Origin of the sequence: Streptomyces sp. NPDC005775, from assembly GCF_042871565.1 — a bacterium.
Classification (GTDB): domain Bacteria; phylum Actinomycetota; class Actinomycetes; order Streptomycetales; family Streptomycetaceae; genus Streptomyces.
On sequence record NZ_JBIAIU010000021.1, the window covers coordinates 22,945 to 48,872 of the forward strand.

Below are 25,928 nucleotides of genomic sequence, written 5' to 3' on the forward strand. Positions count from 1 at the left end.
CCGGACACGGTCCGCACTGCCCTGGAGCGCGCCCGCGCGGCCCAGCGGGAAGCGGCGGGCTGGAGCCAGTCGAGGCACCCGGGATTCGAACAGCCTGTGACCTGCGACCGGTCAATATGAAGCGTTCAGTCCCACCCGTCGTCGCCGGTGTGCCAGCGCTGCACCCACTCCTTGAAGCCCCATGCCGGTTCGCCGGGCGCCGGGCTGGCGCCGACTTCGGCGATCATCCACACCTCGCCGCGATGGGGGCCGGTGGTCAGCAGGAGCCAGAAGGACGGTCCGTCCTCGGCCCCGAGAACGATGGACCCCTTGGTGAATGCGGCGTTGATCCGCGGGTCCTCGGGGTCGACACCCTCCTCGTCCTCCCAGGACCAGGCCGCTTCCAGAGGGAACGGTTCTCCCGGCTGTCGCGGGCCGAGGTATGGCCACGTGTCCGGCAGCCAGCCGAGCGGCTGGAGACCGCCGTCGCCGGCGGGGCCGAGGCTGGACCCGTTGGCGACCTCCGCGACGAACGTTCTGTACGGCTCCGGGAGAACCACCCGGTTCTCCTGCTCCCAGGCCGCGACAGCTTCATGCCTGAGCGCCGGCTCTCGCCACTCAGGCGGAAACGCGGAGCGCAGGAAGCCGAGAGTGGCTTCGGCGGGACGCTGATCACGTGTGTCTGTCACGGCAGCATGCTGGCAGAAGGGGCTGACAGCCCATCCCGACTGCCCCACTTGCTGTGCTGCCCAGGCCATGAACATCGAACAGGGCTGAAAGCAGGTGCCTCCCGAAGTGGGGTTCTGGCTCACGTTTCGTGGAGTGGTTACGGAGAGTCAAATGTTCGGTGCCATGCGATGCCTGTTGGGGTGGGCACGAAGCTGGGGTGAGGTGAGTTCCAGGGCCCGGTTGTCGCGTCCGGCGCTCATGTGGTTGAGCCAGCGTTCGTACCAGTCGAGGAAGTCGGTGGCGGAGGAGACGTTGGGGCCCCAGAACCCGTCACTGTTGCCGATGAGGACTCGGCCGGTGAGGGGACCGGTCACCGCGATGACGCACACATCGGTGCAGCCCATTTCGATGACGTGGAGGAAGAGGCCGCGTCCGCTCCCCCCGGGTTCTGCATCGTCGAATCCGCGGGGTGCCCCCGGTTCCTCACGCGGGTTCATGACCAGCAGGGAACACTGCTCCAGCGGCATGAGGCCGTAAAACGGCGCCGCGCCTGAGCCGCTGATGTGCGTGAGGAACTGCCGGTAAGCATCGGGCAGGGCGATGTCGTGCTCGGCCTCGAATGCAGCGACGCGTCCTTCTGCCAGCTTCGGACCGAGGCGGAACTTGTGATGCTCTTCTCCGAAGGAGTGGCTGCGGAGTGGTTGGAACGGGATCGCGGCCAGCTTGCGACGCAGGCGGGGTATGCGGGGATCCATGGTGCATCTTCTCTCGTCCCCGGCACCCTATGGGTGGTTGTGGTCAGCTGGCCAGAAGAACCTCTTCCTCAGGAGAGCGAAGCCGGCCCGGCCGAACGTCTGGCGTTTGAGCATCTTGATCCGGTTGACGTGTCCTTCAACGACCCCGGAGTTCCAGGGCAGGGTGAGACCGGCGATGACGGCATCACGGTCACGTTCAATGCCCGCTGCGAGGGTGTGGAGGCTGGGGAGGTCGTCTTGCCGGACGGCGTCGAGCCACAGCGGCAGCCGTTCGCCCTGGCGCTCGGTGAGCATCTGGGCGAAGGACCGGACGTGACCGGTGAGGGCGTCGAGTTCGGGGCAGTTGGCCAGCACGGCTTTGAGTCGCAGGTGGTCGATCTCCGGGAGGGTCTCGGGGCGCCGGAGGATCCATCCGGCGGCAACGCGGGGTGACGATGGCCGAGCTGTGACGGTGCCAGGAGAGAGCCCCTTCTCCCGGAAGTAGGCGCGAACCCGCTGGTAGCTGCCCTGATAGCCGAGTGGCACAATTTCCTCCCACACTGTCCAGGCGCTGGTGCAGCCTTGGTTCCAGCGGTCGTCCAGATAGGGCTTGAACGCATCGAGCTTGGACGGCCGGCCCTGCCACTGCCCATGGAAGAGGTCCTCCGGGGTGGCTGCGTCGGCGAAGAGCTTGACGGTGCGCGAGGTCATGCGGAGCTGGCGGCCGATCGCCCTCCGGCTGAGCCCCCCTGCCAGCAGTTCGTGGACGGTCGCGTGCTTGTCGCGGGTGCGGTCGGCGAATCGATGTCCGGGAGACCACGGCGAGCCGGACGAGTCTTCGTACTTCTCCGGCTCGGGGGCAGCCTGGGTGGGATGTGGCGCCAGGACCCGCAGGCATCCGCGGTGGTCTGCGACGCAACGCTCGGCGGCCTCGCTCAGGTTGTGCCAGAGGTGCCACCTGTCCGCCACCTGCACCGCCTGGGGCGCCCCGGCGGTGGCGCCTTCGGCGAAGAACGGTGCCCGATCGCGGCAAACCACTTCGACCCCTGGCCGCTTCGCGAGCCAAGCGGCCAGGCTGGAGGCTTCCCGGTCGGGCAGCAGGTCCACCGGACGCCGGCTTTCGACGTCGACCAGGACGGTCCCATAGTGGTGGCCTTTGCGGGTCGCGTATTCATCGACGCCGACGACGCGCGGGGCGGGTACTTCCGGGTCGGGCAAGGCTTCGACCAGTCGAAGTACCGTGCTGCGGCTGACGGACAAGCCGAAGTCTTTCGCCATGCGGGCCCCGGCCCGACCGGCGAGCGCGAGGCCGACCGCGGCCAGCGTCGACCGCGGGCGCTCGGTTCGTCGGCCGTATCGACGAGTCAGCCCCGACATCTGCTCGGCGAAGGTCCGGTGCCCGCAGGAGATGACCGGACAGAGGAACCGGCGGACGCGTAAACAGAGGACGACCCGCCTGCCCCCATTGGGCACATCAGCGGGAAACCGCAGGTAGGACCTGTGAACGCGCCGAGACCAGCTCCCGCAGCCAGGGCAACCGGACCCGACCACCGTACTTCGGGCCTCGATGCGTACCGCCTCGTCGTTCACGTCGACCGACAGCACAACCACGTCTGCGATTGACGGAAACAGCAACTCCCCCAGCCCGAGCACCACTTCTTCCACGGGCCGAACTGTCAGCCACATGTTGATGTTCACAGCTGAAGAACCTGCCCGAAACCGCCTGTGGACAGCGGACAGTCAGCACCGCCGGAACCTTCGCAGCCGGGTTACGCGGTCTGGTGGGCATGCCTAGCCGGTGCCAGGGGCGACCGGACCCACGACCCGACCGCCGGTCGGTTTAGGCAATGGCAGGACCCGCCAGCGCACGGCGCAAACCACTGGTATTGAAGGCTGCGAACTGTTCCCCCGAAGTCGCAGTTGAGGCTGTCCTCGTTGTGCATGGACATCGAGACCGCCACCCGCGCCCTGGGCACCGGCCGCACCCTCGCATCCCAGCTCGCCCGCACCGGAGAGTTCCCGTGCACCGTGATCCGGACCGGCCGCGCCTTCCGCCTCGTCACGGCCGACCTCCACCGCGTCCTCCAGGTACCAGGCGCCCCGAGCGCCGCCTAACCCCCCGGGCGGCAGAGCGACGACTGCCCCGGCACCCTGTCGCCTGGTGCCGGGGCAGTCGCCTGCACGGGGTCAACGGCACACGAGCGCGTCGGCGAGGGCCGCCGCCTGCCCCGCCATCGCCTGCTTCCACTCGGCGCGGTCCTCGTCGGCGATCTCCCGCCACAGTGCGGCCGTCGCTCGGCCGAGCGCGCTGCGAGCCTCCGACGACGCGGCGCGCCAGGAGGGAAAGCGCGCCGCATAGGAGAGCGCGGAGTCCGCCGAGTGCCCGGCCTCCATCAGGCGCAGCGCCAGGGCTCCCGGATCGATCCAGGCCGCCCCACGCGTCGGCCACGCCCAGTCCACGAGCCGCGCCCGGCCCTTGATGACGAGGACGTTGTCCGGCGCGAAGTCGGTATGCAACAGCGTCGTCCCCGCGAACAGGTGCAGCGTGCCCGGAGGCGCGTAGTCCTCCCACCGGTCCACCGCGTCCTTGATCTGAACGCCGGCCGGGGCCGTCACCCCTTGCAGCTCCGCGAGCGCGGCCTCCACGAGCGGGAGGTCAGCGGACCCGGGCGCGTAGTCGGCGTGCCGACCCTCGATCACCTCGTATCCGAGGAGGCTCCAGCCGTCTAGCTCCAGGTGCCAGTACAGGCGCGGGCAGGACGCCGGTAGGTGCGGCGCGACGGCCGCCTCCCGCCGCTGTGCGCCCACCTGCGGATGGTCCACGGGGATGCCCTTCACGAACACGCTGCCACCGTCCGTCTCCAGGACAGAGGCGATGCCGGAATTCATTCCGCCGGCCACAGTGACGGCCTGGTGCACGTCACCCGTCTTATCGGCCACCGCTTGGCGGACGTCGCCGGGGAGCTGCTCGAAGGGGATACGGCTCATCGACACGCGCGGGTCCTTGGGGTCCTTGGGAATGGGAGATGCCGCCCTAGCCAGGGTACGGCCGGGGCGGCATCACAGGGTCTATCAACCGGGATGCGGGCGTCGCCCGCCCGGGTCTAGTAGGGCTGGTCGTCACCGGCCGAGCAGGAGCACTCGGCCCCCTCAGCGGCCGTGTCCAGGTCGGCGATGATCTGGAACTCGTCGGCCCCGATCATCGCGGGAGGGAGCGGTACGGGCAGGGCGCCGACCGGCCCGGTGGGACGTCGGCCGATGGTAACCGGCACGGGCCGAGACGTCGGGGCGAGCGTTGCGGTGTGCGGAGTCATGATCCGTAACCTCCATGTTGACAGTAGAGCTCTCGACGGTCCCCCGCCTCCTGGTAGAGGTGGCCAGCGGTCGACACGTGCGACACGCGCCGACCTTCGTGCAGCCAGAGCATCCACCGGTGCGAAGCTGTAGGGACTCGGCGATCACGCCGAGTCGGGTCAGGGCGTCAACGCCCTCGGTGACGAGGTTCACGTTCGGGTCCCGGCCGACCTTGCATACCGACGCGACGCCGTGCGGGTTCACGTGGAAGAACGTCCGCCCAGCGTTGCACCCGGTGAAGACGCTTCGCGGTTTGAGATCGGCGAGGGACTGTGAGGCGAGAGGGTTCGCGCCGCCGTCGATCGTGGGCGACATGTTCGTGAACACCTCGTGATGGAAGCCGTACGACGCGGCCAGCGCCGCCATCGCGTCGACCTCGTGCGCGTTGTCGTCCGAGACGATCACGTTCAGCCGCACCGGCAGACCGTCCTCCCGCGCGGCGTCCAGGCCCGTGATCCACCGGCCGAACGCGCCACGGTTCTTCGTCACGCGGTCGTACGTCTCGGCGGTCGCCCCATAGACGCTGACCGTCAGCCGGTACGGCCGGTGGCGGGCGAACAGGTCCCGGATCGGCGGCTTCCGGAGCGACGACCCATTGGTGGAGACCTGGACCATCATCCCGAGCTGGTGCGCGTAGACGTACGCGGCGGCGAACTGCTTATCGATCAGAGCCTCGCCGCCAGTGATCTGCAACCACAAGACGCCGGCCTTCTGCATGACCCGGAGCAGGCGTTGCTTCCCCTCCCAGCGGAGGCCGGCGAACACCTTGTCGGGGAGGTAACAGAAGTCGCAGTCGTAGTCACACCCGAGGTTGATCTCCCACGATGCTCGGGCGTACCCGTATGCGGACCGCTCACGCACGAGGAGAACGTCCCCTGCTGGGCAGGCCGGGACGTCCATGCCCCACGCCTGTCCCGCCGCGTCGGCCACCCAGGCCGGGACCGGCAGGCCCTCCCGAACAGCGGTCGCCAGCTCCTCGTACCGTGCCTCCGGGATACGCACACCGGACGCCCGGCCCGGCCGGAGGAGTAGGTGTTGCGCGAGGAACGGGCTCGCCACGAGTCTGGGCACTGAGTCCGCCTCTGCCCGGGTGCTGGTCGTTGTCGTCATCAGAACCTCCACCGTTGGTCGAACCGATGCGGCGCCAGCGCCGCGGCTGTTGTACGCGTAGATCAGGGCCTCCAGCCGCCTCACGCACGGCTCGCAGGCGTGGAACGGGGCGCATCCGTGGTCCTGGCTCTGGACCGGGCCGAGCCATGCAACGGGCACGTCGTCGGCGCCGCAGCGCCAGCACAGGCCGATGGCCAACGTCGTCGTCGCCACAGCTATCCCCGGGCGATACCGACGACGAGCGCCACCAGGAGGGCGAAGAGAAAGAGGATGTAGACGACCTGGCGGCCGGTGTCGGTCACAGCGCCGCCCTCCTGGTGGCGTCGAGTTCGGTCCAGACGCACTTGCCCCAGGGCAGGAGACCTGCGCCCCAACGGCCTCGAGTCACCGACTCGATGATCGCGAGACCTCGGCCGGACTCGTCCTGTCCGTCCGCCTCCCGAGGACTCGGCAGGGTCGTAGACATGTCCGTCACCGCGATCCGCACGGCGAGCACATCGAGCCGCGTCACGGTGACCCGCACGTTCGCCCGCCGCGCGTGGGCGACCGCGTTCGACATCAGCTCGGTGACGAGGAGGTGCGCCTCGCCCTCGACACAGCCCAGACCCCAGCAGCCGAGCGCCGAGGACACCAAGCGCCGCGCGTCACGCGCGCACTCGGCGAGCCTCGGCAGCGTGATGGTGTACGCGGGCCGGTCATCCGCGAGGCGCAGCTCCGAGATCGACGGCCGCCTCACACCGCCCGGGAGAGCGTCGGCAGCGTCCCGTAGCTCAGGCGACGTCGTCGCGTCCTTCACGGAACCGGCGAAGACCTCAGACATAGATCCCGCCGCCCAGCCGGACGGCAGCGCGGCGGCCCGCGATGGCGAGCGCCGACAGCGGCTGCGCCCGGCACAGCACACCGGGGCCCTCGAGCGGCACCGCCCACCACGGCCGTTCGGCCTCGGGCTCGGTGAGGTGCGGGGAGGGGATCAGGATTACCGCACGGTAGTGGTGGCATATGGAGCCGCGGGTACGCCACGACATCGCGATGGGCGCCGAGACGAGCGCCGTGTATGAGCCCTCCTGGCCGAAGACACCGGGGCTGCAGAACAGTGGACCGCCTTCGAGGTGCTCGGCCAGGGGGCGCGCGCACGCGTCCGGCCCGGCGAGGCCGAGCGCCCCGTGCACCAGGCGCCCTGGAACCATCACCGCCCCGAACAGGACGCCGGGCTGCAACCACGTCGCGCCCTTGTCCCTCCAGTCCGAACGGCTCTGCTTCATGTCCGAGGAGGTGGATAGCAGCCAGTGACCGGCCGCGAGCTCCCGCTCTCGTCGAAGGTTGACCACTCCGTCAGCCGCTTGCTTCATGGCGTCAACTCGACGGGGGTTCTCTGGATACGCTCGAACACGGCGACTCCTCATCAGTCGTCGCCCCGGGCCGGTGGGCGTCACCGCCCCCGGGGCTTTCGCGTTCGAGGGTGGCGTTCGTGCGAAACGCCCGCGTCCCTGGCGGGGGTATACCCACGATGGGTAGGCACCGTTTCCGATCACCGTGCACACTCGCGACAGCAGGAGGCGTGCCGCATGACCTACCAGCCACCAACGGTCCTCCCGGGCGATCTACTCGACGACGATGACGTGCAACGCGCCTTAGGTGCACACGACTTCGGGGTGGTATTCCGGATCGCCCGCGAGCGGGCCGGGATCAGCTACTCCAAAATCGCCGCAGCGTGCGACATCAAGCCCGACAGGGTCGGGATCCTTGCACGCGGGCAAGGGCGAATTACATCGTTCGAGAAGGTCGTGCAGATCGCGGACGCGCTACGCGTCCCCGGGTACCTAGTAGGTCTCGCTCCCCGCCCCTGGGAGACGGCCGACGCTCCTGCTGGAACGCCCCACGCAGAGAACGGACCCATGCACGTGCGCCGCCGAACCCTACTCAGAGCCGCAGGCACCGGCGGGCTCGCCGCTGCCCTCCCCACCCTCCACCGGCCACGGGCTGCCCAGCACATCACCAACGCCTACGTGGCCAGCCTCCAGGAGCGCACTGCCCGCCTGCGACGCCTGGACGAAGTCCTGGGCGGCGGCGACACCTACCGCGTCTACCTTGGTGAGGTCCAGTACACAAAGGACCTCCTCGGCCGGAGCACTTTCACCCCCGAAAGCCGGCGCCGCCTCACCGCGCTCCTCGCCGAACAGGCGCAGCAAGCCGGCTGGGCCGCGTTCGACGGCGGCCGGACCCAAGACGCCGTGGCGTTCTACGAGGAGAGCGGGACCGCAGCGCAGGACGCGCAGGACTCCGACCTCTACGGCAACAGCCTCGCGTTCCTCGCCTACAAGACCCTCGCGGACAACCGGCGCACCGCCGCGACCTTCGCCGAGGACTCCTGCGTGACCATCACCGACCGGACACCCGCTACGGTCCGGGCCCTCCTCCACGAACGGCTGGCGTGGGCCTGCGCCGTCAACGGCCAGGCCATTGGCACTGAACGCGCCCTCGCCGCCGCCCGCCAAGCACTCGACGACGCGCAGCCCGAGGAGCCGCAACCGGGCTGGTCCGCGTGGGTCGACCACAACGAACTGGACATCATGACCGGCCGCTGCTGGACCGAGCTCCGCCGCCCCCTGCGCGCGGTCCCCATCCTCACCAACGCGCTCAACCGCTACGCCGACGACCACGCCCGCGACAAAGCGCTCTACCTCACGTGGCTCGCCGACGCCTACCTGACCGCCGGTGAGATCGAGCAGGCGGCCGAGACGACCGCCCGCTCCCTTCAGCTCTCGGTCGACGTCGCCTCCGTCCGGCCGCGGCAGCGCATTGCACCCCTGCTTGACCGTCTGCGCCCCCACTCGGACACCCCGCAGGTCCGCGAACTGCTGGAGTACGTGGACAGCTAGGGCCCCTCCACCGAGTCCCTGACCCACTGGAGACAGCGGTCAGCCCCCTGGGTGATCGGTACAGCGCAGACCTCGGGGTTGTCCCAGGGGTGCCCTGCGAGGAGGTACGCCTCCAGCTCCGGGTACCGGCCGGCCGTCGTCTTGAGGAGGACTTGCCACTCCTCACCCGTGCCGTACTTGCCCAGGTGCCAGAACACGCTCGTTACCGGCCCGATGATCTGGGCACCCGCGGCGAGCTTCTTCTGAACCGCAGGGCCTGCAAGGTCGATCGCCTGCTGCTTCGTCTCCGTGGCTGTTGAGACCTGCACGTATTCAGTCATGGCCGCGAGCCTAACCAGACCACGCCAAGTCCAGAGGCCGCTTCATCCACCCAGGCGTAATTGCAGGTGGGGGACGCATCCCCCCGTATCGCAGACCGGTATGCGAATACGACTCCCACCCGCGGCAATCGAACTCACAGACGTACTCATTGAACTCCAACGACAGGCCTGGACCGAGCAGCAAGAGGGTCGACTGGCCGTCGAAACCTCGATACGCGTGCGCGAGGCAATCACCGCGTACGCCAAGGCGACCGACCAGCCCCGGGCCCAGGTCGAGCAGGAACTGAAGAAGGGCATCCGGTACCCCGACGGGCCACCCCCCTGCTTCCTGGTCTCACAGCCGGCTGCGCCCAGTCGTCGCCCGGGTCAACGCAAGGATCCGCCGGCTGATAGACGAGGAACACGATGAGGAGCAGCGCGCCAAGGAGTACGGGCGTCTCCTCCTCCAGTGGGCCGAGGACACCCGGCCCGGCGCCCTGATCGCTGCAGCCTGACCCCGTCCCCCGGGTTGCCCGGACAGCAGTGCACCCCGTACCGGGAGATCTCCGGACGGAGGGCCCTGGGCGAAGAGAGTCCCCGGGCTGTTCTGTTTCTTAGGCGGCCGGCCGTGACTGGGCTATCTGCCCTTGCGAGGTGCCGGGATCTTCGGCAAGAGCTCCCATAGCGGGCGTCCGCCGCTGGCCCAGGTCGCCACGGTCCGCCGGTCGGCCAGGTGCATGTGCAGCTGCGCGGCCAATGGCGCGCAGCGTGTGGAGAACCGGCCGTTGGTGATGACCAGGACCACGTCGGCGCCGTAGAGCTGGCGGGCGCATCCGTTGACCCGCTGGAGGTCCGGGGTCCCGACTGCCGAGCCCCGGTCACCGTCCTCGCGGTGTACGGGCCGCGCGAGCACCAGTGAGCTCGCGGCCGCTATCGAGGGCACCACCGGGTTGCTGGAGCGGCTGGAGGCCGTACGGGACGCCTCCCTGCGCCAGCCCGCCGCCCGGGACATCTCGCACGCCGACCTCGCCACGGCGATGCACCTGGAGAGCCGGGCGACCGCCCAGTCCCGTCGGCGCACCCTGCTGGCGAAGCCGGTCGGCGAATTGGAGCAGTGGGCCACCGGCACCACCGGCTGATCCCTTGCAGCGTCGCCGTGCAGCAGACGAACAACCGTTTGCTGCGCGGCGACGCTGCTGCGTGCAGCGCGGACTGCTACCCGTGCAGCAGCCGTGCGGCGCCCGGGTCGGCCTTCGAAATGTCATCGCTCTCCGGCACCCACGAACACATCCAGCAGCAACCCGAGCAGCAGACACAGCAGCGCCCCGGACCCAAGCGGATCCGGGGCGCTGCTCTTCTTGATCAGGCTTCGACGTACGCCACGATCGTGATCGTCCTCAAGGCGGTGACGAAGAAGATCACGCGGACTCCGTCGACCTCGTCCGCGTAGTCGCGCAGCAGGGTGCCGGGTACCTCGGTGCCCAGCTCCGGGTTGACGCTGATGGCGACGATCGCGCGGTCCAGGCGGTGCGTCTCGGACGCGGTGAGCTTGGCGAGCTGGGTGAGCGCGGGCTCCACCATGATGACGCGCGAGCGGCGCGCGCCGTGCTCAGGCGACACGCGGCTGCTCGTCCGCGAGACGGGCGAGGTGGGCGTCCCGGGCGGTCTCCCACGGCACGCCGGACTCGGGCGCCGGGTAGCCGTTGGCGGCGATCTCCTCCAGGACCGTGGCGAGGACGTCCGTCTTGGCGCGCTCCGCGGCCGCGTACGCGCGGGCCGCTTCGGCGGCGTGCTCATCGAGGGGCTGTCGGGCGGGCGCGGGGGCCGGCTGCTGGCTCATCCGGGGCTCCTGGGCTGTCATCTGGTGTGTGTCACCACGGTAGCGCCGGGGCAGCTCCCCGGGCCCCGGTACGGACGAACCGGTGCCTGACACCGCACGTGGGCTACGCCTGGGGCTTCTGGGATCCGCTCTGCAGGGAGACAGCCAAGAGGTACTGCTGCTTGCGTTGGTCGAGCTCACCGGCGGTGGCGGGCGGAGGTCACGTGAGGAATGCGGTCACCGTCTTAATGAACCAGTCGGGGTCTTCCTCGGCGACGAAGTGCCCGGTCGGGGCGAGTGCGCCCCGGACGCTGTCGGCGTGGTGGGCAAGGGCCTGAGCGGTGGAGGTTCCGGACCGGGTGGAGCCGATGGCGAGCACGGGCATGGGCAGCTTCCGCTCGGCGAGGAGAGCTCGGTTCTCGCGGCCGTCGTCCAGGAGGGTGCGGTAGTGCTCAAACCCGCCGCGCAGCCGCTCGCGACCGGTGTACGCCCGGGCGTAGGTGGCGAGGTCGTGATCGCTGAAGGTGCCCGGGGTGGACATGGCCGTGAACGTGGCGGTGAAGAACTCCAGTTCGTGGCCGTCGAAGAGCATTTCGGGAATGCGGGGGGTCATGAAGAAGCCGAAGTGCCACATGCCGCCCTCTGCGACGTTCATGACCTCTTCCAGATCGAGGCCGGGCAGGGGGGCGTCGACCAGAATCAGGTGGGAGATGTCCTCGGGGTGGGCGGCGGCCCAAGCGAAGGCGACCATGGAGCCGATGTCGTGGCCGGCCACGGCCACGGGCCCGGTGAGGTTCAGGGCGGTGAGGATGCCGCGTATGTCGTCGGCCTGGTTGGTCTTGGCGTAGCCGCGTTCGGGCCGGTCGCTGTCGCCGGTGCCGCGCAGGTCGGGTACGACGACGGTGTGGTTCTGGGCGAGGGCCGGCATGACGCGGGCCCAGGCGCGTGAGGTCTGGGGCCAGCCGTGAAGCAGGACCAGAACCGGGCCACTGCCGCCGACCGCGACTGCCAGGCGGGTGTTGTTGGTGACGATCTGCTGCACGGAAAAGCCGTCGGGATGCCAGTCGGCGGTGCTCATGACAGTGGTCCATTCATCGAGGCAAGGGTCAGCAGGTGTATGGAGGGGAGGGCCGTACCGCGGCGCTCTCGGCGCGCGGTACGGATCTAACGGCGCCTTTCCGCATTCAACTATGCATGGCAGATGTTCTGCATGCAAGAACATCTGTCGCCGAGCGCATGTAGTACGGTAGGCGGGTGAGCGCATCCATGTCCGAGAACAAGAAGCCGCGCGCCGAGACAGAACCTCTGGCGCTGGACACCGACCTGGGCTGGGCGATCCGCATGGTCTCCGCAGCATTCCGCCGCGTCGCCACCGACTCCGTCGCGGACCTGCCCGGCGGAGCCCGCGGCTACCTGGTCCTCATGGCACTGGCCGGTGGCAGCGAGCCGCCCTCCCAGCTCGCCCTGGCTAAGGAGGTGAGCCTCGATCGCACCGTGATGACCTACCTCCTCGACGACCTCCAGGCCCACAATCTGGTGACCCGCAAGCCGGACCCACGCGACCGACGCGCCCGCCAGGTCCTCATCACCGACACCGGACGCGCCCGTCTCACGGAAGTACGACACAGCCTCGGCGCCGCCGAAGCACGCCTCCTGACCGACCTCGACCCCAAGGACACCGAGCAACTGCGGACACTGCTCGCCCGCGTCGCGCAGACCGCCCAGCGCGAAGTCTTCGCGCCCGACGAGACGGAATGCTGAAACTCACCCCTCGTCCAATGGAGAGCTGGCGACAGCCCCCGAAGCCGGATCTGTCCACCGGCGGAGAGCCACGCTGAATCCCCTGGGGTGACGATGCTGCCGGAACTGAAGCGTTTCGCTCCTGCGCCAGGATGACTGACCTGCGGCGGTCCATCTTCACTGTCACCAACCGGCGTCGGTCCACCTTCAGTGGCACGCGGTCCAGGTTCGCTGACACAGGACAGGTATTTATGACATCCAACTCAGGCGTTTGACAACGAACCCAGCCGCCCCAGATAACGAGTTGGACCGCACACTACGGCTACTGACCGGCGGTTTTTTAGGGGGAAGGGACGGCGTTCGCCGCGAAATCGACTGACGGGACTGACGGGCGGGGTGCCCACTGCATGACGAGCTCAGTACAGCGTGCCTAAGCCCCTGCACCGCCGCGCAATTCCAACCAGGTTGATCAGGGACACCATGCGGGCCCTGGTTGGCTCCGAGACCGCAGCAACGAGCCGACAGCACCAGCTGTCGGCTCGTCCGCGTTTCCCGCCACGCTGTGGCAGAGCCGTTCCCACCGGTGAGCCGAAGCTCAGGAGTTGTCACCAGCGGGACCGGCTGAGTTGGTGAATTTGGTGAATGGGGACGGCCGAGGCAGCCCGGTTGTCACACGTGAGGCATCAGACTTTTGTCACAGGCGCTCGTTCGGCAGTCTTCTGTCACCAGGCTGAACCTGGCCGCTCTCGCTTACACAGCTGCGCAGACGCCAACCCTTCCGCACTCCTCCCTTTCGGTCGCCGATGAGTTCTGGTGTCCCGGACGGTCCAAGTCGGCACACCTGACGAAGGGAGAACCCCATGGGCGAGACGGGCTTGCATCCGAGGACTCACCTCGCACGTCGCATGTTCGAGCTCCTGGAGCCGATCTGCCTGGTCACGTTCCTCGCGGACGAGTGCAACGAGGAACTGGCCGCACTCGGTCACCGCACCTACTGGGACGGCTACTTCGCCAGCCGCGCCGCACCCCTGGGGCGGGTGCCGGCCCACGTCGTGCACGCAGCCTTCTACAACTTCGCCGACGGGGAAGCCGCACGGCACATCCCCAGCGTCTGGGAGACGATCTCGCCCGAGGCCTCCGTCGCCGCGCGGGAACGGGGCAGCGCGGCCTCCCTACGGCGCATCCTCGGTGACGAGCTGGCCGGGTCCCCGGGTTTGGTGCGCGCCGCGGACCTGACGACCAAGGCCGCGACGAGCGCCCCTATCGAAGGCCGGGTGATGTACGCCGGCATACGCACCCTTGAGGTACCCAGCGACCCCGTCGCCCGGCTGTGGCATTCCGCGACCATGCTGCGCGAGCACCGCGGCGACGGGCACATCGCCGCTCTCGTCGGCGCGCGCATCGGCGGTACGGAGGCCCACGTGCTCTCCGCTCTGGAGCAGGGCCTCCACCCCCCGGAGTCGTTCGGACGCATCCATCACCTGCCGAAAGAGCGCCTGGCCGCGGTCATGGGCGGCATGCGCGAACGCGGACTCGTCGACACCGACGGCCACTTCACCGACGCGGGCCGTGCGACCAAACAACACATCGAAACCCTCACTGACGAACTCGCCATCCCGCCCTACGACGCCCTGTCCCCCGCCGAACTCGACGAACTGATCACCAGCCTCGAACCCATCACCGCGACCCTGGTGGCCACAGGCTCGCAGTGACACACGGAAATTGCCACAGAGCTCCGTGATCGGAAACGCCCTGGCGGGCGCAAGGGCCCTCTATCGCGTTTCCGTCACAGCATGCATCCAACGGCAACCGCGTAGGTGACACCAAGTCTGCCTATGTGACAACTGCCGTGCTTCGGCTCAACAATGCCGGGGACCAGGCATCTTACGCGGGCCGCTCTACAGCTCGATGTTGAGCCGCTCTACGTCGGTGAACTCCACGCCCAACCCATGCGCGCGGCTGTTGTTGGCGCGGAAGTACATCTGTGCGAGGCCGTCAGCCGCGATCTGCCAGAGCTGGTCCTCGTTGGCACCCTGCTCCCGTGCGCTGAAAAGCTGGTCAGCCCACTGGGGCGGCAGGGCCTGGGTGATGTCCCGGATCCGGGCATCGTCGGTCCTGCCCCCGGCGGACTCGAGCCCACCCCGGCCGGGACCGCCAAGCGCGGAGCCGGTGAACCGGTCACGGGCATGGTCCTCACCCACGGCTAAGGGCTGTCCCGTAAATGATCTCTGAGTGGCTTCGGGCATGGTGGGCTGCTGTCCAGCGGGTGGTCTATCCGGCGAGGGTGAGGTTGTGCATCCGTGCGATGCCGAGCATCGCGTGGTGGACGCCATCACCTTTAAGGCGGCAGTCGCGGAGGATCTTCCAGGTCTTCATGCGGGCGAAGACGTGCTCGACGCGGGCGCGGACCTGCTTGTTGTTGTGGGCCTGCTTCCAGCCGGGCAGTTCCTCGCCCTTGCGGCGTCGATGGGGCATCACGAGTCCGGTGCCCGGATAGCCACCGTCGGCGATGGTCACGGCCGGCCCGACGACGGCCTTCGCACCGGACTCCTCCCACGCCTTGCAGTCGTTACGGTTGCCGGGCAAGGGCTTGCCGACGACCACGACGAGGCGGGTGTCGGCGTCGACGACGATCTGGTGGTTGGTGGAATACCGGTAGTTCTTCGACTGCTCGGCGACGGCGTGATCGCGGGTGGGCACCAGGGTGCCGTCGACGATCAGCACCGCGTCCTTCGCGAACCGCTTACGGGGCTGGAGGGCGAGCATCGGCCCGAGGTGGTCGATGATCCGGTCCGCGGCCGACTTGGACACCCCGAACAGTGGAGCCAGTTGGCGCATCGTGAGGTTCGTGCGCCAGTAGACCGCGACCAGCAGGGCCCGGTCCTCCAACGGAAGGCTCCACGGCCGGCCCTTGCGGACCGCGTCCGCACCCTGGCGCCGCAGAACCGTCACCAGCTTCCCTAAGGCGCGAGTACTCAGCCCGGAGAACGGAGCTATCAAGGAAGATTCCGACGCCGTGATCACCCCAGCCATACCAAGATCTTTCCACGGGTGTGATCAGCGGTATGGCCCACCTCTCAACTGCCACTCAGCGGAGAGGCCCACGCGGGGTCGTGTCGGGGTCTCCTCGTAAGGTGAGCCAGCAGATGCTCCGCCGCGAGGGAGACAGTGTCTTGCGGCGCGCCGATTGCAGTCAGGGCGGCGATAAGCCTTGCCGGTGCCGTTTCCGGCACATCCGGGTCGGCGAGGAGGGGAAGCAGCAGCAGGAAGCGGGTGGCCGTGTCCTGGACTCCTTCGTCCGCAACGGACAGGCTGTCAGAAGTCCGGATCAGTTCGCGCCATGTCAGCCCAGTGCCCGAGAAATCTCCGTCCCAACTGGCGACCGGCTCGGCGTAGCTTCTGCCTGGATGGGTGAGGAGGTAGTCGGTGCCGTAATCGCCACCCAGGTTGCGGTAGATCACCACGGCTCCGGGACCGTCTTCTGCCGGCACCCTGAACACTGGCCAGTACTCAGGATCGAAGAGAATCTCAGACAGGGCATCGACATCGGCGCCGTCCTCACCGAACCACTCCGGCACCGGGCGCTCGGCATACCCCCCGCTGCTGCACATCGCCAAGAGGTAGTTCGACCAGAAGCCCGGCTGGACCAGCAGTGACTCGCCCGGCACCAATGGGCCGACGTCGTATCCCTTGATCAGCACCCCTCGATCCTGTCACCAGCCACCGACACGGTCCGATCCGGGATCGGCAAGGGGGCGCCGTCCAGTTACGGGACAACCCTTAGGCAGTTTCGTTTGGATCATCGTGCGGTGGGGGCTTGGGGAGGTGCCCGGGGTGTAACTCCGGTCAGACAGGCGGCCCCGGCAGTGAACCCCAAGTGAGCACGCGTACTCGCTTCCCGGGCGATACGACAGTGTTCAATAGTCAGGTGAACGTACTATGGTGGTGCGTATGGCTGACCGTAGATCCATGCAGGAACCGACCTTGCTCATCCTCACTGCACTGGCCGACAAACCCCGACACGGCTATGGGCTCGCTCAGGAGGTTCTGACGATTTCTCAGGGCCGCGTACGACTGCGCACCGGGACGCTCTACGGGTCTCTTGAACGCCTTCAGGAGGAAGGCGTGATTGAGGTCTTCTCGGAGGAGCGGGTCGAGGGGCGGCTCCGGCGCACGTATGCGCTCACCCGCACCGGACGGGACACCCTCGCCGCAGAGGTCCGGCGCATCACCGCCAACGCTCGCGAGGCCACCCGACGCCTCAAGCAAGCCACCATCGAACCGACGGGAACCCCCGCATGAACGCCACCCAGCACTCCCCCCGCGTCCTGTCGCTCTACCCACGCCGTTACCGGACAAGCCATGGCGCCGAAATCCTGCAGATGTACCGGGATGCCACCGAGGGCGCCTCAGCGGCTGCGGGACGCCTGGAGCAGCTGAACATCGCGGCCCACGCGGTGCGGGTACGGACGTGCACCGGCTCCGGCCAGCGGGCCGGCCGCTTCCTGGTGGCTACCGCCCCGTACGCCCTTGCTGCCGCCGGGTCGATCGCCGCTACCGGACTGACGACCGCCGTGGCAGGAGCCATACGTGACGGGGGTGCGGCGGGCGTGACCCTCCCCGGCGCAGCGGTGTACGTGGCTGTGCTGGCGGCCGGGGCGATGGCCTGTCTGGGGCGCTGGTCGATGGCCAGGGTCTTGGCGGCCCTGTCCGTCGTGGCACTGCTCGCAGGGTGCCAGGGGTCTGCCTGGCTGGTCCCGCTGCTGGCCCTGGTGACGGTGATGCCTGCGGCGGTCTCTCCAGGAAGAAACGACCGCCGACTGGCCCTGGCCTTCGCCGTCATCACCTGGCTGCCTTCTCTCTGTGCGGCCATCTCCAGCGACGGCGACTTCTCTCTCGGACTGGTCCAGCAACTGGGTCCTGTCATGCTGGTGATCGCCCTCCGCACAGCGGCCCCCGACGTCCGTCCCCGGCACATCCTCGCCATCCTGCTGGCCGACGCACCATGGGCAACGACAGCGACCGGCTCTCCGATCGGAGCCGCCATCGTCATCACAGCCCTCTTCTTCGCCTGGGGAGTCGGGCGCCTGTCTCGCGGGCGGCTCCCTGTCACCACCTGAAAAGGCTGGTTCGTTGGATCGGCGGGCTGACCCCAGGAAGATGCCCGCGACGTGGAGTCCGGCCAGATAAATCGTGGCGGTCTTCTCGTAGCGGGTGGCGATACCGCGCCATTGCTTCAAGCGGTTGATGCATCGCTCGACGGTGTTGCGTTGTCTGTATGCCTCGCGGTCGAAGGCCGGGGGTCTACCGCCTTGGCTGCCGCGCCGCAGCCGGTGGCCCCGTTGGCCGGCCGGGACGGGGATCACGGCCCGGATGCCGCGCTTGCGCAAGTGCTCACGAATGGCGCGTGAGGAGTACGCCTTGTCGGCCAGAACCGTGTCCGGCCTGGCCCGGGGCCGCCCGTGCGGGCGAGGAACGCGAAGTTGAGCCATCACGTCAGGGAAAGCAGGCGCGTCGCCGGCCTGTCCAGCGGTGAGGGCGAAAACCAGCGGCCGACAGTGGGCTCGTCCAGGAGCGGGCGCAGCGCGGCGGGCACCTCGTCGATGACACCGGGTCAGACCTGTTTGTCGTCCGTGCCGTACGGGCTCATCTCCGACTCGTGGTCGAAGCCGCGGACGAGCACATCGGCCGGGGTGAAGAGGACGGAGAAGTCGTCACCTGAGCCGTTGTCCATCAAGGCCGCCTCCGTCCCAGGCCCCCAGGTGGTGGAGAAGGAGTAGCGGGAGAACCGCGGGTCGCGGCAGATCGCCTGGTCCAGCACGGCCAGCGCGCGCAGGTGCGCGCGGAGCTCGGCGGGGCCCGGGAGGAGGTCGGCGGTCGTGTGCACGGTGTCCATGGGCTCATGTAAGCAGCCGGCATTGACATCCAGGGCGGCAGTTCAGCCACACCCGCTCTCTCACTCAGGGAACGAAAAGCCCAGCTCACGCAGGCGGGGCAAGCACACTGCGACGTCATCTCCATCAACGGCCCCAGCGACCGGCTCAAGAACCGGCTCGCCGCCATTGAGCGAGACCAGGAAAGCCCAGCCTAATAGTTCGTGTGGTCGACAATGAGCACATGGACGTCCCTGAACTGCTCGAATCAGCTTCCCTGCTGGTTCCGGAAGAGACCGCCACCGAGAACGACTGCACGGTGCGAGACATCTGGGACTACCTCGTCCATGACGAGTGGGAGATGGCCCTGGGCCTGCTGGAGGAGCTCGGGGACGCCCGCTCGCTCCCTCTGGCGTTCTGGGAGAAGCTCGGCGAAGCGGCTGAGCAACTCCGTATGGAGCGGAGCGCGGCCTGGTGCCATTGGCGGTGCTCCGAGATCCGCAACGGCGTGATCCGGGCGGATCTGACGCTCCGACCTGCCGCCGAGGCACGACGCACGACGCCAATCTCCGGCGCCGGTGTCCTGCGACCCATGTGGAACATCGGACACCTCTCACCCACCGGTGGACGTGCGGTCAGCATCGCCGCGATCTGGGTTGAGAGCATGCCCATTCTGGAGCCCGGCGGGCGAGCCACGGTTCGCCTCGTTCCCCTGACTCCCGCCCACTGGATGCACGTCCAGCCTGGCCAGCAGATCACCATGCACGAGGACCGAACCGTGGCCGGCACTGCTGTCATCCTGGAGGTTCACCTTCCTGCCACCGCCATGCCCACGCGATGACGTGACTGGCTCACGGCCTCCCTGCTGGCGCACGTATCTCCGTACTTGGTGGAGCACTCACATGAGTACGCCGACACACAACACCATCGATGTCACCAGCGCCGCCTGTCAGGTGCTCATCGAGGCCCGCACGGACCTGGTTTTGGTCGACTTTACCGACCGCCCGTAGTTCTGCCCGTGATGTCCGTCTGGGACTGTGACCAGCACGTCCTGGGCTTGTTTACCGACCGTGTCCGGGGCGTCTGTCATGTTCTGGAGTCGGTACGGAGGACGAGTGGCACGGCACGTGGTGGTCGGGGACCTGAGGGTTCAGCAGATCGAGCGGAGGGACGGACGACGGTCGTGGACGGTCGTGTGGCCCGAGGGGATAGTCCACGCGGAGGCGGACCGGTTCCTGCGTCTGCATGAGGGTTCGGGCACGCAGAGGACGTACGCGTATCTGCTGGTGGACCATCTGCGGTGGCTGGAGCGCGAATGCCTGGCCTTCGGCACGGTCCAACTGCGGGATCTTGAGCGGTACATGGGCATCATGGGTGCCGAGGTCCGCATGCCGCTCGGCGAGCCGTGGCGGGTCGGCAAGCGCCCCTACGGGCGGTCCGCGCTGTCGACCGCGGCGGCTTGCCTGAAGGGCTTCTACCTGCACCAGTCCTCCCTTGGCGTGAACGGCGAGCTCGGCAAGAAGCTCGATACGTCCCGGCTTCCGTCGCGGGTGGACCGGCGTCGCTCCTTCCTCGGGCATGTGAAGTCCTCACTGGCCGCCAACCCGCTCGCACCCTCGGGGCCGCACCGTCGGCATCCGAAGATGCTCCCGGACGGCGCGAGGGAGAAGCTGCTGGTCACGGTGAACGCGGCCCGGGACCGGCTGGTCGTCGACTGGCTCGCGGACGGCGGACTGCGGATTGGTGAACTCTGCGGGCTGCTCCTGGTCGACCTGCATCTGCGCGAGAACGCGGCCTGCGGCGAGTGCCGCACCCCTCACCTGCACGTCTGCCACCGGCAGGGAAACCCGAACCGGGCCGAGGCGAAGACCAAGCACGACTGGCGGGTCGAACACGGCACCGTGACCGGCGGGCTGATCAAGCGGGTCAGCCCGGCGATGGTGCACTCCTACTTCGAGTACGTCACCACCGAGTACCCACGCGGCGCCGGGCACGGCATGCTCCTGGTCCCGCTGCACGGCGCCGACGCCGGGCAGCCGTGGGCACCGGTCGGGGCCCGCCGGATGCTCGGCCGGGCCGGGAAACGCGCTGGCCTGGGACTCGTGAAACCCCACGCCTTCCGGCACACGTTCACTTCCGCGGTTCTCGACGCCGCGAACGGCAACACGCTGATCGCCCGGGACGCCGGCGGCTGGGCGTCAGCCGCGATGGTCGATGAGGTCTACGAACATGTCGACGTCCACGACCCGGTGTTCGACGCCGCACTGCGCGCGGTCTGGGGTGAGGCGTGATGAGGCGGCAGGAGTACCTTCGGCCGCTGTTCGACGAGCGCCCGGACCGGGTCGGCCGCGACCGGCTGGAGATCCTGACCACGCTGATCGGCGGCCCGTCCTTCGACCCGGTCTACCGCCCAGACGTGATCAAGATCCCGCGTGGGCACGCGATCTACCGGTGGGAGTGCACCGTCGCCCAGCTGCGAACGCACCCGGACAGGCGGGTCGGACCTGTGCTCGGAGCACCAACGGCAGTGGACCTGTGGCAGTGAGCGCGGGGTGGGCCGAGCCGCCTTCGTGGCCGCCGCCAAAGGGTTGGAGAGGCACGTCGGAGCGGAAGCTGCCCTCTGCCGGATCTGCCCTGGACGGCCTGCGGCACACAGTGAACTGCGGCTTTGCCAGCGGCACCTGAGCCGGTGGGTCACGCTCAAGAAGGAGGGAGATGACAGCGACTCCTTCGCCGCCTGGGTGAGCGGCGAACAGCCGTGCCCCGGCTACGGGCCCTGCGGCGCGTTCGTCTGCCTGGATCTGGCCGACTCCCCGCTGGGGCTGTGCTCGTGGCACGGCAGCCACTACCGCCGTGACGACAGGCCCGGCGGGGCCGCGATGCCGGCCAATTGGTGGCAGCGATACGAGAAGTTCGGGAAGACGGTCCCGATCGAGTACGGCGACCAGGCGGCATTCCGAAGCTGGTGCGCTGCCGTTCCCGCGCATCCGTGGCCGGGGCAGATCAATCTGCGCGGGCTGCGGCCCCTGGTGCGAGCCGAGATCCAGTGGGGACTGTTCGTCCACACCCGCCGGGCGAGGCCCAGCCGGTGGGATCTGGGCTGGATCCGGTCGCTGGTGGCCACATGCCGCACGCTGGAGGTGAACTCGCTGGTCGACTTCGAGTTCGGGGCCGGCGGTTCGCCCGGGTTCACCGGAGCGATCGCCAAGGAGATCCTGCACGAGCTGAGACTCGTCTATTTCACTCCGGCCGAAGCCAAGGATGCCGGCTTCCTGGAAACCGAACACTTCGGGGTGCTGTTCCCGCATCGCATGAGCCATTTCGACCTGACGAGTATCCCGCAGCGCTGGTTGCGGGACCTGACCTGGGACTATCTGGCTGATCTACTGCAGTCGCCACGCTGCCCGAGATCGGGTGGCCCGTTCGACGGCTATCGTCGGGCAGCGCTGGAGCTGGGAGTGTTCCTGGAGCTTGAGGCTCCGGACGGTGGTCATGACCCCGCCGTCCTTCGAGGTGAGCAGGCCCAGCGGTTCGTCGCCGATCAACGTCACCGTGAACGCGAGGGCCTGGAATCGCTGGCGGTCAAACGGCCCGGCGGGGCCGCAGGCATCGTGACCACGACCACCCGGTCGGTGGTGTTCAACGCGATCCGCAAGCTGCTGCGTGACGCGTTGGACACCGGCGTCGCCGACAAACTGGGCCTGGACAGGGAGTTCATCATCGGGTTCCCCACGGCCGGTGCCACCACGGGCAGGACCGCACGCCGTCCCTTCCCTGACGAGGTCGCCCAGGCGCTGGCCGCCGAAGCCAGCCTTGCAGAGCTCGCCACCACTTATGACCTCAATGACAACGGGGCCCGTGACATCTGGGAGACGACCGTCACCACCGGCCGCCGCATCGGCGAAGTGATCAAGGTGCGGTGGGACTGCATGGGCCGCTACGGCGGGCTCGCGATGTTCTGGCACGACCAGACCAAGGTCGGCAACTACGACGCCGCGATCCGCATACCCGAACGCCTCTACGAGATCCTCGCCGAGCGCCAGCGCAAGACCCTGGACCGCTTCACCGCCCGCTACGGCTACCGGCCGACCGGAACCCAACGCGCCGGGCTGGCCCTGTTCCCCACGACTTACCGCAGCCACGACGGGACGGTGGCGCTGACCCACCAGTGGTTCTACAGCCGGTTTAGGCCCTGGGTGGACGCCATGGACCTCGGCCACTACGTCCCCCATCAGGCCCGTCATACCCTGGCCACCAGCCTGTTGCGGCACGGCGCCACCCTGACCCACATCCGCCGATATCTGGGACAGGTCAGTGATCGGATGGCGGAGCACTACGTCCATCTGACCAGCTCCGATCTGGAGAACGTGCTCCAGCACGTCTGAGTCGCCGGTCCCGGTCCCGGCCATCCCGGCGAACTCCTGGCCGGGGAGACCACCCCGCTCACCCGCCAGCAGGCACAGGCTCTGGCGATCGACCTGTCACGCCGCAGCACCCCGGCCGAGGGCGGGTTCTGTACTTTCCAGCCCGTCGTCGACGGCGGCACCTGCCCCTGGAACCTCGACTGCCACAACTGCGACAAGTTCGTACGCTCCGGCGCCGACCTGCTGTATTGGCGGCGCAAGCGTGAGCAGTGGCAACTGCTGGCCGAGGGTGCCCCCGATGACGCGACCGCCGACTACCTCCACCGCTACTTCGAGCCCACCGCCCGCGCCATCGACGGCCTGGAGAAGGCCCTGGCCGGCCTCGGCCTCCTCGATGACGCCCTCGCCCTGGACCTGCGCAAACCCCAGGACTACTTCCACCGCGTGTGGTCCACCGCCTTCCGCGCCACCGACCTCGCCGACGCGAGCAACGACGAGCCGGGCGAGTACAGCGATACGTACACAGCCGACGGCGACGAACCCGAACAGGACGCTGCATGAACACCGCCACCACTCCTGAGCCCCGCACCGCGGCGGCCCTGGCCGCCCGCCGCAGCAAGACCGAAGCCGCCCTTGAGCGCGTCCACCAGGCCATCACCCGGCTCCGACGCGAGAAAGCCCAGGTCAGCGTCGCCGCCGTCGCCCGCCGAGCGGACGTCTCCCGCACCTTCCTCTACGACAACGCCGAGGCCAGAGCCGCCATAGCCACGGCGATGACCCAAGCCGGCGAACGCCGGTCCCGCACACTCACCAAGCACGACGACGAACGCGAGGCAACCTGGCGCGAACGCGCGCTGAACGCCGAGGACGCCCTCAAGACCGCCCAGGCCGAGATCCTCACCCAGCGCACCCGAATCGGCGAACTCCTCGGTCAGATACGCGACCTGGAAGCCGAATGGACCCAGGACGCCATCCAACGGATCACCGCCGAGAACACCACCCTCAAACAGCGCGTCCGCCAACTCACCACCGACAACCGCACCCTCGACGAACGGCTCAAGGCCGCCCGCTCCAACCTGCGCTTCCAGGACCGCCGCATGGCCGACCTCGAAGCCCAGATCATCGACTCAACGGAGCGCTGAGCCACCTCGGCCGAATTCAGACAGCGGTCTCCCCGGCCAAGGCCGGTGCGACCGCGTCGCCGAGGCGGACGCTGAGCTGAGAACCCAACTCCCGGAAACCGAGCGCGAGTGCCACACGCCTCGACGGATGCGGCCGTGCTCGCCATTGCGGAAGCAGCCCGGCGTCACGTGCATGCGCCACCGCCGCAGACGCCACGACCCGCGCCAGCCCTCGGCCTCGATGCCCCGGCGCAACCAGCACACTTAGGTGAGCCACCGACTGCGGCCAGACTTGATAGCCCGCCGCGGCAACCACGTCGTCACCCTCGCGGAGGACGAATGCGGGAGAGGTGATGTCTTCCAGGCCGGCTTCCCCGGCGTCCTCTTCACCAGCACGAACCAGGAGTACGGCCAGCTCATCATCGCCGCACACTACCGTCTCGACAGCGGCGGCTCCTCGCGCAGGCAGGAAGCCGGCGCGATCGAGATAGAACAGGGACGCAGGACCAAGAACGTCGAGGACCGGCAACACCTCGCGCAAGCGGTCCTCGTCGACGAGTTCCTCAGCGGACAACTTCATTGAAGCGCCTGCCATCAGCTTGGCGACCTGCACGCTCGGCACGGTGACAATGCCGGCGACGCCGAGGACCACGATCCCCGTCCACAACGGCGGACACAACCGCGAGCCAGGAGAGACCACGACGTTCGCCCCCGACTCACCGTCGCGAACATGTAGTCTATGAATCGTCGCAGTTCAGAGCCGGTATCCGAGCTCCTGCGGTCGGTAAAATCGACGAAATCCACCGCCTCAACCCCCGCACCACCACCGGCGCGGAAACCGCCGACCTCCTCAAAGACCTCACCGAACGCGCCCGCGCGACCTTCGTATACGCGGGCATCGACGTCACCACCACCGCCCTGTTCTCCGGAGTACGCGGAGCACAACTCGCCGGGCGGGCCTCCCTGGTGGAGTGCGGAGCATTCCCCGCACGCCTCGGGAAAAACGAACCCTTCCGCGAGCTCCTCACGGGCGTGGAAGCAGCACTCGATCTACGGGCACACCAGCCGGGCACACTCCCCCGCCACGCCGCCTACCTCCACCAGCGGACCGCAGGACGCATCGGGAGCCTGACCCGCCTGATCCGCCAAGCAGCCATCACCGCCATCAGCGACGGAACCGAACGCATCACCAAAACCACCCTCGAAGCGATCCGCTTGGACCACCTCGCCGAAACCCACCACCGCCCCACCCCGAACCGGCCCACCACACCCCACCGGTAACCCCCGAGCCGTCCGACAACCTCACGCCACACAACGCTGTGACCAGGGAAAACACACACCGTCCCTTTAGAAGACGGACCACACGAGGGACACGGAAAAACTCTCAACGAAAACGGGAGAACCCCAGCACACAACAACGCCTGCACCTCAACTACACCCCCACGAAACGACACCCTGAGACAGGCCCGATTCAAGACGACAAACAGCCCCGTCGCCTGCCATGACAAGCGACGGGGCGCACCATGTCTGGCCTGGCGCTACTGGCCGTTGGCCAGGAGGTGGTCGGTCAAGCTTTGCACGGCCACAGCCGCGTTGCCCGGCTGCCGCGTCTCGTTGTAGTAGCCGATGACGATGCACTGGTTCGTCTTGCCCAGGCCGACGCCAGTGGCACCCTTCTTGCCGTGGATCGAACGTTCCTCGCCCTTGACCCCCATGTACTTCACGCCAGCGACGGTGACGCCCCTGGGGAACACGTCAGCCGGATTCTGGAACAACGCGACGATCGCCTGCCCCTCACCAACCTTGAGCGCGAACCCGGCGCTCTGGGCCCATGTGGTCCCGTCGAAGCCGATGATGGCCCCCGCAGTGCAAGCGCCCGACTTTACGAGGTGCTCATCCACATATGTCTGCCAGGACATGACGCATCCCTTCCTTGTGCACCGCGCGAGTCGCCCGGTGCGGACCACGAACCCCGACACCCTCCCCC

General features: G+C 68.3%; 31 protein-coding genes and 3 pseudogenes. 14 read left to right on the forward strand and 20 right to left on the reverse strand.

Going from position 1 to position 25,928, the window contains the following annotated elements; all coding sequences use genetic code 11:
• Window positions 1–125: 125 nt before the first annotated feature.
• From ACFYPA_RS34450 to ACFYPA_RS34460, 3 genes are all read right to left on the reverse strand, one after another.
• Window positions 126–668, reverse strand: coding sequence for an SMI1/KNR4 family protein (locus ACFYPA_RS34450; protein ID WP_389136402.1), 543 nt, complete (start codon window positions 666–668; stop codon window positions 126–128).
• Window positions 669–815: 147 nt separating this feature from the next.
• The gene (locus ACFYPA_RS34455; protein ID WP_389136405.1) at window positions 816–1,403 is read right to left on the reverse strand and encodes an SMI1/KNR4 family protein; all 588 of its coding nucleotides are present in this window, start codon (window positions 1,401–1,403) and stop codon (window positions 816–818) included.
• Between the two features lie 27 nt (window positions 1,404–1,430).
• Window positions 1,431–3,080, reverse strand: coding sequence for an ISL3 family transposase (locus tag ACFYPA_RS34460; protein WP_389136408.1), 1,650 nt, complete (start codon window positions 3,078–3,080; stop codon window positions 1,431–1,433).
• 243 nt (window positions 3,081–3,323) lie between these two features.
• Between ACFYPA_RS34460 and ACFYPA_RS34465 the strand changes: the two genes are divergently transcribed.
• Entirely contained in the window at window positions 3,324–3,497 is a 174-nt protein-coding gene (locus ACFYPA_RS34465) for a hypothetical protein (RefSeq protein WP_389136410.1), read from the forward strand.
• A 72-nt stretch (window positions 3,498–3,569) separates the two neighbouring features.
• On the opposite strand, the gene ACFYPA_RS34470 is transcribed toward ACFYPA_RS34465, so the two are convergent.
• From ACFYPA_RS34470 to ACFYPA_RS34485, 4 genes are all read right to left on the reverse strand, one after another.
• Entirely contained in the window at window positions 3,570–4,370 is an 801-nt protein-coding gene (locus tag ACFYPA_RS34470) for a phosphotransferase family protein (protein ID WP_389136413.1), read from the reverse strand.
• A gap of 162 nt (window positions 4,371–4,532) precedes the next feature.
• The gene (locus ACFYPA_RS34475) at window positions 4,533–5,846 is read right to left on the reverse strand and encodes a radical SAM protein (RefSeq protein WP_389136416.1); all 1,314 of its coding nucleotides are present in this window, start codon (window positions 5,844–5,846) and stop codon (window positions 4,533–4,535) included.
• Between the two features lie 298 nt (window positions 5,847–6,144).
• Window positions 6,145–6,666 (reverse strand): ATP-binding protein, encoded by a 522-nt coding sequence (locus tag ACFYPA_RS34480; protein WP_389136418.1) that lies wholly within the window; start codon window positions 6,664–6,666, stop codon window positions 6,145–6,147.
• Complete coding sequence (locus tag ACFYPA_RS34485; protein ID WP_389136421.1) at window positions 6,659–7,195, reverse strand: hypothetical protein; 537 nt, start codon at window positions 7,193–7,195, stop codon at window positions 6,659–6,661. Before ACFYPA_RS34485 ends, ACFYPA_RS34480 begins: the two co-directional genes overlap by 8 nt.
• Before the next feature lie 216 nt (window positions 7,196–7,411).
• Here ACFYPA_RS34485 and ACFYPA_RS34490 point away from each other — a divergent pair.
• Window positions 7,412–7,651: pseudogene (locus ACFYPA_RS34490) on the forward strand (XRE family transcriptional regulator); the annotation flags it as partial.
• 96 nt (window positions 7,652–7,747) lie between these two features.
• Window positions 7,748–8,725: an XRE family transcriptional regulator gene (locus ACFYPA_RS34495; protein ID WP_389136558.1), complete on the forward strand. Its 978-nt coding sequence runs from the start codon at window positions 7,748–7,750 to the stop codon at window positions 8,723–8,725.
• Here ACFYPA_RS34495 and cutA read toward each other — a convergent pair.
• Together cutA and ACFYPA_RS34505 are read right to left on the reverse strand one after the other, a co-directional pair.
• Window positions 8,722–9,045, reverse strand: coding sequence for a divalent-cation tolerance protein CutA (gene cutA / locus ACFYPA_RS34500; protein WP_389136423.1), 324 nt, complete (start codon window positions 9,043–9,045; stop codon window positions 8,722–8,724). The two genes, ACFYPA_RS34495 and cutA, sit on opposite strands and share 4 nt — an antisense overlap.
• Before the next feature lie 616 nt (window positions 9,046–9,661).
• Window positions 9,662–9,967 (reverse strand): restriction endonuclease, encoded by a 306-nt coding sequence (locus ACFYPA_RS34505; RefSeq protein WP_389136426.1) that lies wholly within the window; start codon window positions 9,965–9,967, stop codon window positions 9,662–9,664.
• A 7-nt stretch (window positions 9,968–9,974) separates the two neighbouring features.
• On the opposite strand from ACFYPA_RS34505, the gene ACFYPA_RS34510 reads away from it, so the two are divergent.
• Complete coding sequence (locus tag ACFYPA_RS34510) at window positions 9,975–10,163, forward strand: hypothetical protein (protein WP_389136429.1); 189 nt, start codon at window positions 9,975–9,977, stop codon at window positions 10,161–10,163.
• Window positions 10,164–10,386: 223 nt separating this feature from the next.
• Here ACFYPA_RS34510 and ACFYPA_RS34515 read toward each other — a convergent pair whose 3' ends face one another.
• The 3 genes from ACFYPA_RS34515 to ACFYPA_RS34525 all read right to left on the reverse strand — a co-directional run bounded on the left by ACFYPA_RS34515 (window position 10,387) and on the right by ACFYPA_RS34525 (window position 11,921).
• The gene (locus tag ACFYPA_RS34515; protein ID WP_389136432.1) at window positions 10,387–10,644 is read right to left on the reverse strand and encodes a hypothetical protein; all 258 of its coding nucleotides are present in this window, start codon (window positions 10,642–10,644) and stop codon (window positions 10,387–10,389) included.
• Window positions 10,634–10,864: a hypothetical protein gene (locus ACFYPA_RS34520; RefSeq protein WP_389136434.1), complete on the reverse strand. Its 231-nt coding sequence runs from the start codon at window positions 10,862–10,864 to the stop codon at window positions 10,634–10,636. The genes ACFYPA_RS34515 and ACFYPA_RS34520 overlap by 11 nt, the downstream gene beginning before the upstream one ends.
• A 199-nt stretch (window positions 10,865–11,063) precedes the next feature.
• Window positions 11,064–11,921 carry an alpha/beta fold hydrolase gene (locus tag ACFYPA_RS34525; RefSeq protein ID WP_389136437.1) on the reverse strand — a complete coding sequence of 286 codons (858 nt, stop codon included), beginning with the start codon at window positions 11,919–11,921 and terminating at the stop codon, window positions 11,064–11,066.
• Between the two features lie 176 nt (window positions 11,922–12,097).
• On the opposite strand from ACFYPA_RS34525, the gene ACFYPA_RS34530 reads away from it, so the two are divergent.
• Window positions 12,098–12,604 (forward strand): MarR family winged helix-turn-helix transcriptional regulator, encoded by a 507-nt coding sequence (locus ACFYPA_RS34530; protein WP_389136440.1) that lies wholly within the window; start codon window positions 12,098–12,100, stop codon window positions 12,602–12,604.
• An 839-nt stretch (window positions 12,605–13,443) separates the two neighbouring features.
• Window positions 13,444–14,295 (forward strand): MarR family transcriptional regulator, encoded by an 852-nt coding sequence (locus ACFYPA_RS34535; RefSeq protein ID WP_389136443.1) that lies wholly within the window; start codon window positions 13,444–13,446, stop codon window positions 14,293–14,295.
• A gap of 186 nt (window positions 14,296–14,481) precedes the next feature.
• Here the strand turns inward: ACFYPA_RS34535 and tpg are convergent, their stop codons facing one another.
• The 3 genes from tpg to ACFYPA_RS34550 all read right to left on the reverse strand — a co-directional run bounded on the left by tpg (window position 14,482) and on the right by ACFYPA_RS34550 (window position 16,284).
• On the reverse strand, window positions 14,482–14,784 hold the full coding sequence (gene tpg / locus ACFYPA_RS34540) for a telomere-protecting terminal protein Tpg (RefSeq protein ID WP_389136446.1): 303 nt from the start codon (window positions 14,782–14,784) through the stop codon (window positions 14,482–14,484).
• A 70-nt stretch (window positions 14,785–14,854) separates the two neighbouring features.
• Entirely contained in the window at window positions 14,855–15,616 is a 762-nt protein-coding gene (locus tag ACFYPA_RS34545; RefSeq protein ID WP_389136449.1) for a transposase, read from the reverse strand.
• A 44-nt stretch (window positions 15,617–15,660) separates the two neighbouring features.
• On the reverse strand, window positions 15,661–16,284 hold the full coding sequence (locus tag ACFYPA_RS34550; protein WP_389136452.1) for a hypothetical protein: 624 nt from the start codon (window positions 16,282–16,284) through the stop codon (window positions 15,661–15,663).
• 268 nt (window positions 16,285–16,552) lie between these two features.
• Between ACFYPA_RS34550 and ACFYPA_RS34555 the strand changes: the two genes are divergently transcribed.
• Together ACFYPA_RS34555 and ACFYPA_RS34560 are read left to right on the forward strand one after the other, a co-directional pair.
• The gene (locus ACFYPA_RS34555; protein WP_359083154.1) at window positions 16,553–16,885 is read left to right on the forward strand and encodes a helix-turn-helix transcriptional regulator; all 333 of its coding nucleotides are present in this window, start codon (window positions 16,553–16,555) and stop codon (window positions 16,883–16,885) included.
• Window positions 16,882–17,703: a hypothetical protein gene (locus tag ACFYPA_RS34560; protein WP_389136455.1), complete on the forward strand. Its 822-nt coding sequence runs from the start codon at window positions 16,882–16,884 to the stop codon at window positions 17,701–17,703. Before ACFYPA_RS34555 ends, ACFYPA_RS34560 begins: the two co-directional genes overlap by 4 nt.
• On the opposite strand, the pseudogene ACFYPA_RS34565 reads toward ACFYPA_RS34560, so the two are convergent.
• Window positions 17,695–18,144, reverse strand: a pseudogene (locus ACFYPA_RS34565) (transposase); the annotation flags it as partial. The gene ACFYPA_RS34560 and the pseudogene ACFYPA_RS34565 sit on opposite strands and share 9 nt — an antisense overlap.
• A 53-nt stretch (window positions 18,145–18,197) precedes the next feature.
• Window positions 18,198–18,479 carry a hypothetical protein gene (locus ACFYPA_RS34570; RefSeq protein WP_389136458.1) on the reverse strand — a complete coding sequence of 94 codons (282 nt, stop codon included), beginning with the start codon at window positions 18,477–18,479 and terminating at the stop codon, window positions 18,198–18,200.
• A 221-nt stretch (window positions 18,480–18,700) separates the two neighbouring features.
• Here ACFYPA_RS34570 and ACFYPA_RS34575 point away from each other — a divergent pair, with 221 nt between their 5' ends.
• From ACFYPA_RS34575 to ACFYPA_RS34590, 4 genes are all read left to right on the forward strand, one after another.
• Window positions 18,701–19,297: a hypothetical protein gene (locus ACFYPA_RS34575; protein ID WP_389136460.1), complete on the forward strand. Its 597-nt coding sequence runs from the start codon at window positions 18,701–18,703 to the stop codon at window positions 19,295–19,297.
• A gap of 274 nt (window positions 19,298–19,571) precedes the next feature.
• The gene (locus tag ACFYPA_RS34580; protein ID WP_389136463.1) at window positions 19,572–20,747 is read left to right on the forward strand and encodes a tyrosine-type recombinase/integrase; all 1,176 of its coding nucleotides are present in this window, start codon (window positions 19,572–19,574) and stop codon (window positions 20,745–20,747) included.
• Window positions 20,747–21,001, forward strand: coding sequence for a hypothetical protein (locus ACFYPA_RS34585; RefSeq protein WP_389136465.1), 255 nt, complete (start codon window positions 20,747–20,749; stop codon window positions 20,999–21,001). The genes ACFYPA_RS34580 and ACFYPA_RS34585 overlap by 1 nt, the downstream gene beginning before the upstream one ends.
• A 196-nt stretch (window positions 21,002–21,197) precedes the next feature.
• Window positions 21,198–22,841 (forward strand): tyrosine-type recombinase/integrase, encoded by a 1,644-nt coding sequence (locus ACFYPA_RS34590; protein WP_389136467.1) that lies wholly within the window; start codon window positions 21,198–21,200, stop codon window positions 22,839–22,841.
• A gap of 96 nt (window positions 22,842–22,937) precedes the next feature.
• Here the strand turns inward: ACFYPA_RS34590 and ACFYPA_RS34595 are convergent, their stop codons facing one another.
• Window positions 22,938–23,261, reverse strand: coding sequence for a hypothetical protein (locus ACFYPA_RS34595; RefSeq protein WP_389136470.1), 324 nt, complete (start codon window positions 23,259–23,261; stop codon window positions 22,938–22,940).
• Window positions 23,262–23,377: 116 nt separating this feature from the next.
• On the opposite strand from ACFYPA_RS34595, the gene ACFYPA_RS34600 reads away from it, so the two are divergent.
• Complete coding sequence (locus ACFYPA_RS34600; RefSeq protein WP_389136472.1) at window positions 23,378–23,962, forward strand: DUF6262 family protein; 585 nt, start codon at window positions 23,378–23,380, stop codon at window positions 23,960–23,962.
• A gap of 16 nt (window positions 23,963–23,978) precedes the next feature.
• On the opposite strand, the gene ACFYPA_RS34605 is transcribed toward ACFYPA_RS34600, so the two are convergent.
• Window positions 23,979–24,593, reverse strand: coding sequence for a GNAT family N-acetyltransferase (locus ACFYPA_RS34605; protein ID WP_389136475.1), 615 nt, complete (start codon window positions 24,591–24,593; stop codon window positions 23,979–23,981).
• A 137-nt stretch (window positions 24,594–24,730) separates the two neighbouring features.
• Between ACFYPA_RS34605 and ACFYPA_RS34610 the strand changes: the two are divergent.
• A pseudogene (locus ACFYPA_RS34610) lies at window positions 24,731–25,222 on the forward strand (ATP/GTP-binding protein); the annotation flags it as partial.
• Window positions 25,223–25,479: 257 nt separating this feature from the next.
• Here ACFYPA_RS34610 and ACFYPA_RS34615 read toward each other — a convergent pair.
• Window positions 25,480–25,860 (reverse strand): profilin, encoded by a 381-nt coding sequence (locus ACFYPA_RS34615; protein ID WP_389136478.1) that lies wholly within the window; start codon window positions 25,858–25,860, stop codon window positions 25,480–25,482.
• Window positions 25,861–25,928: the final 68 nt, after the last annotated feature.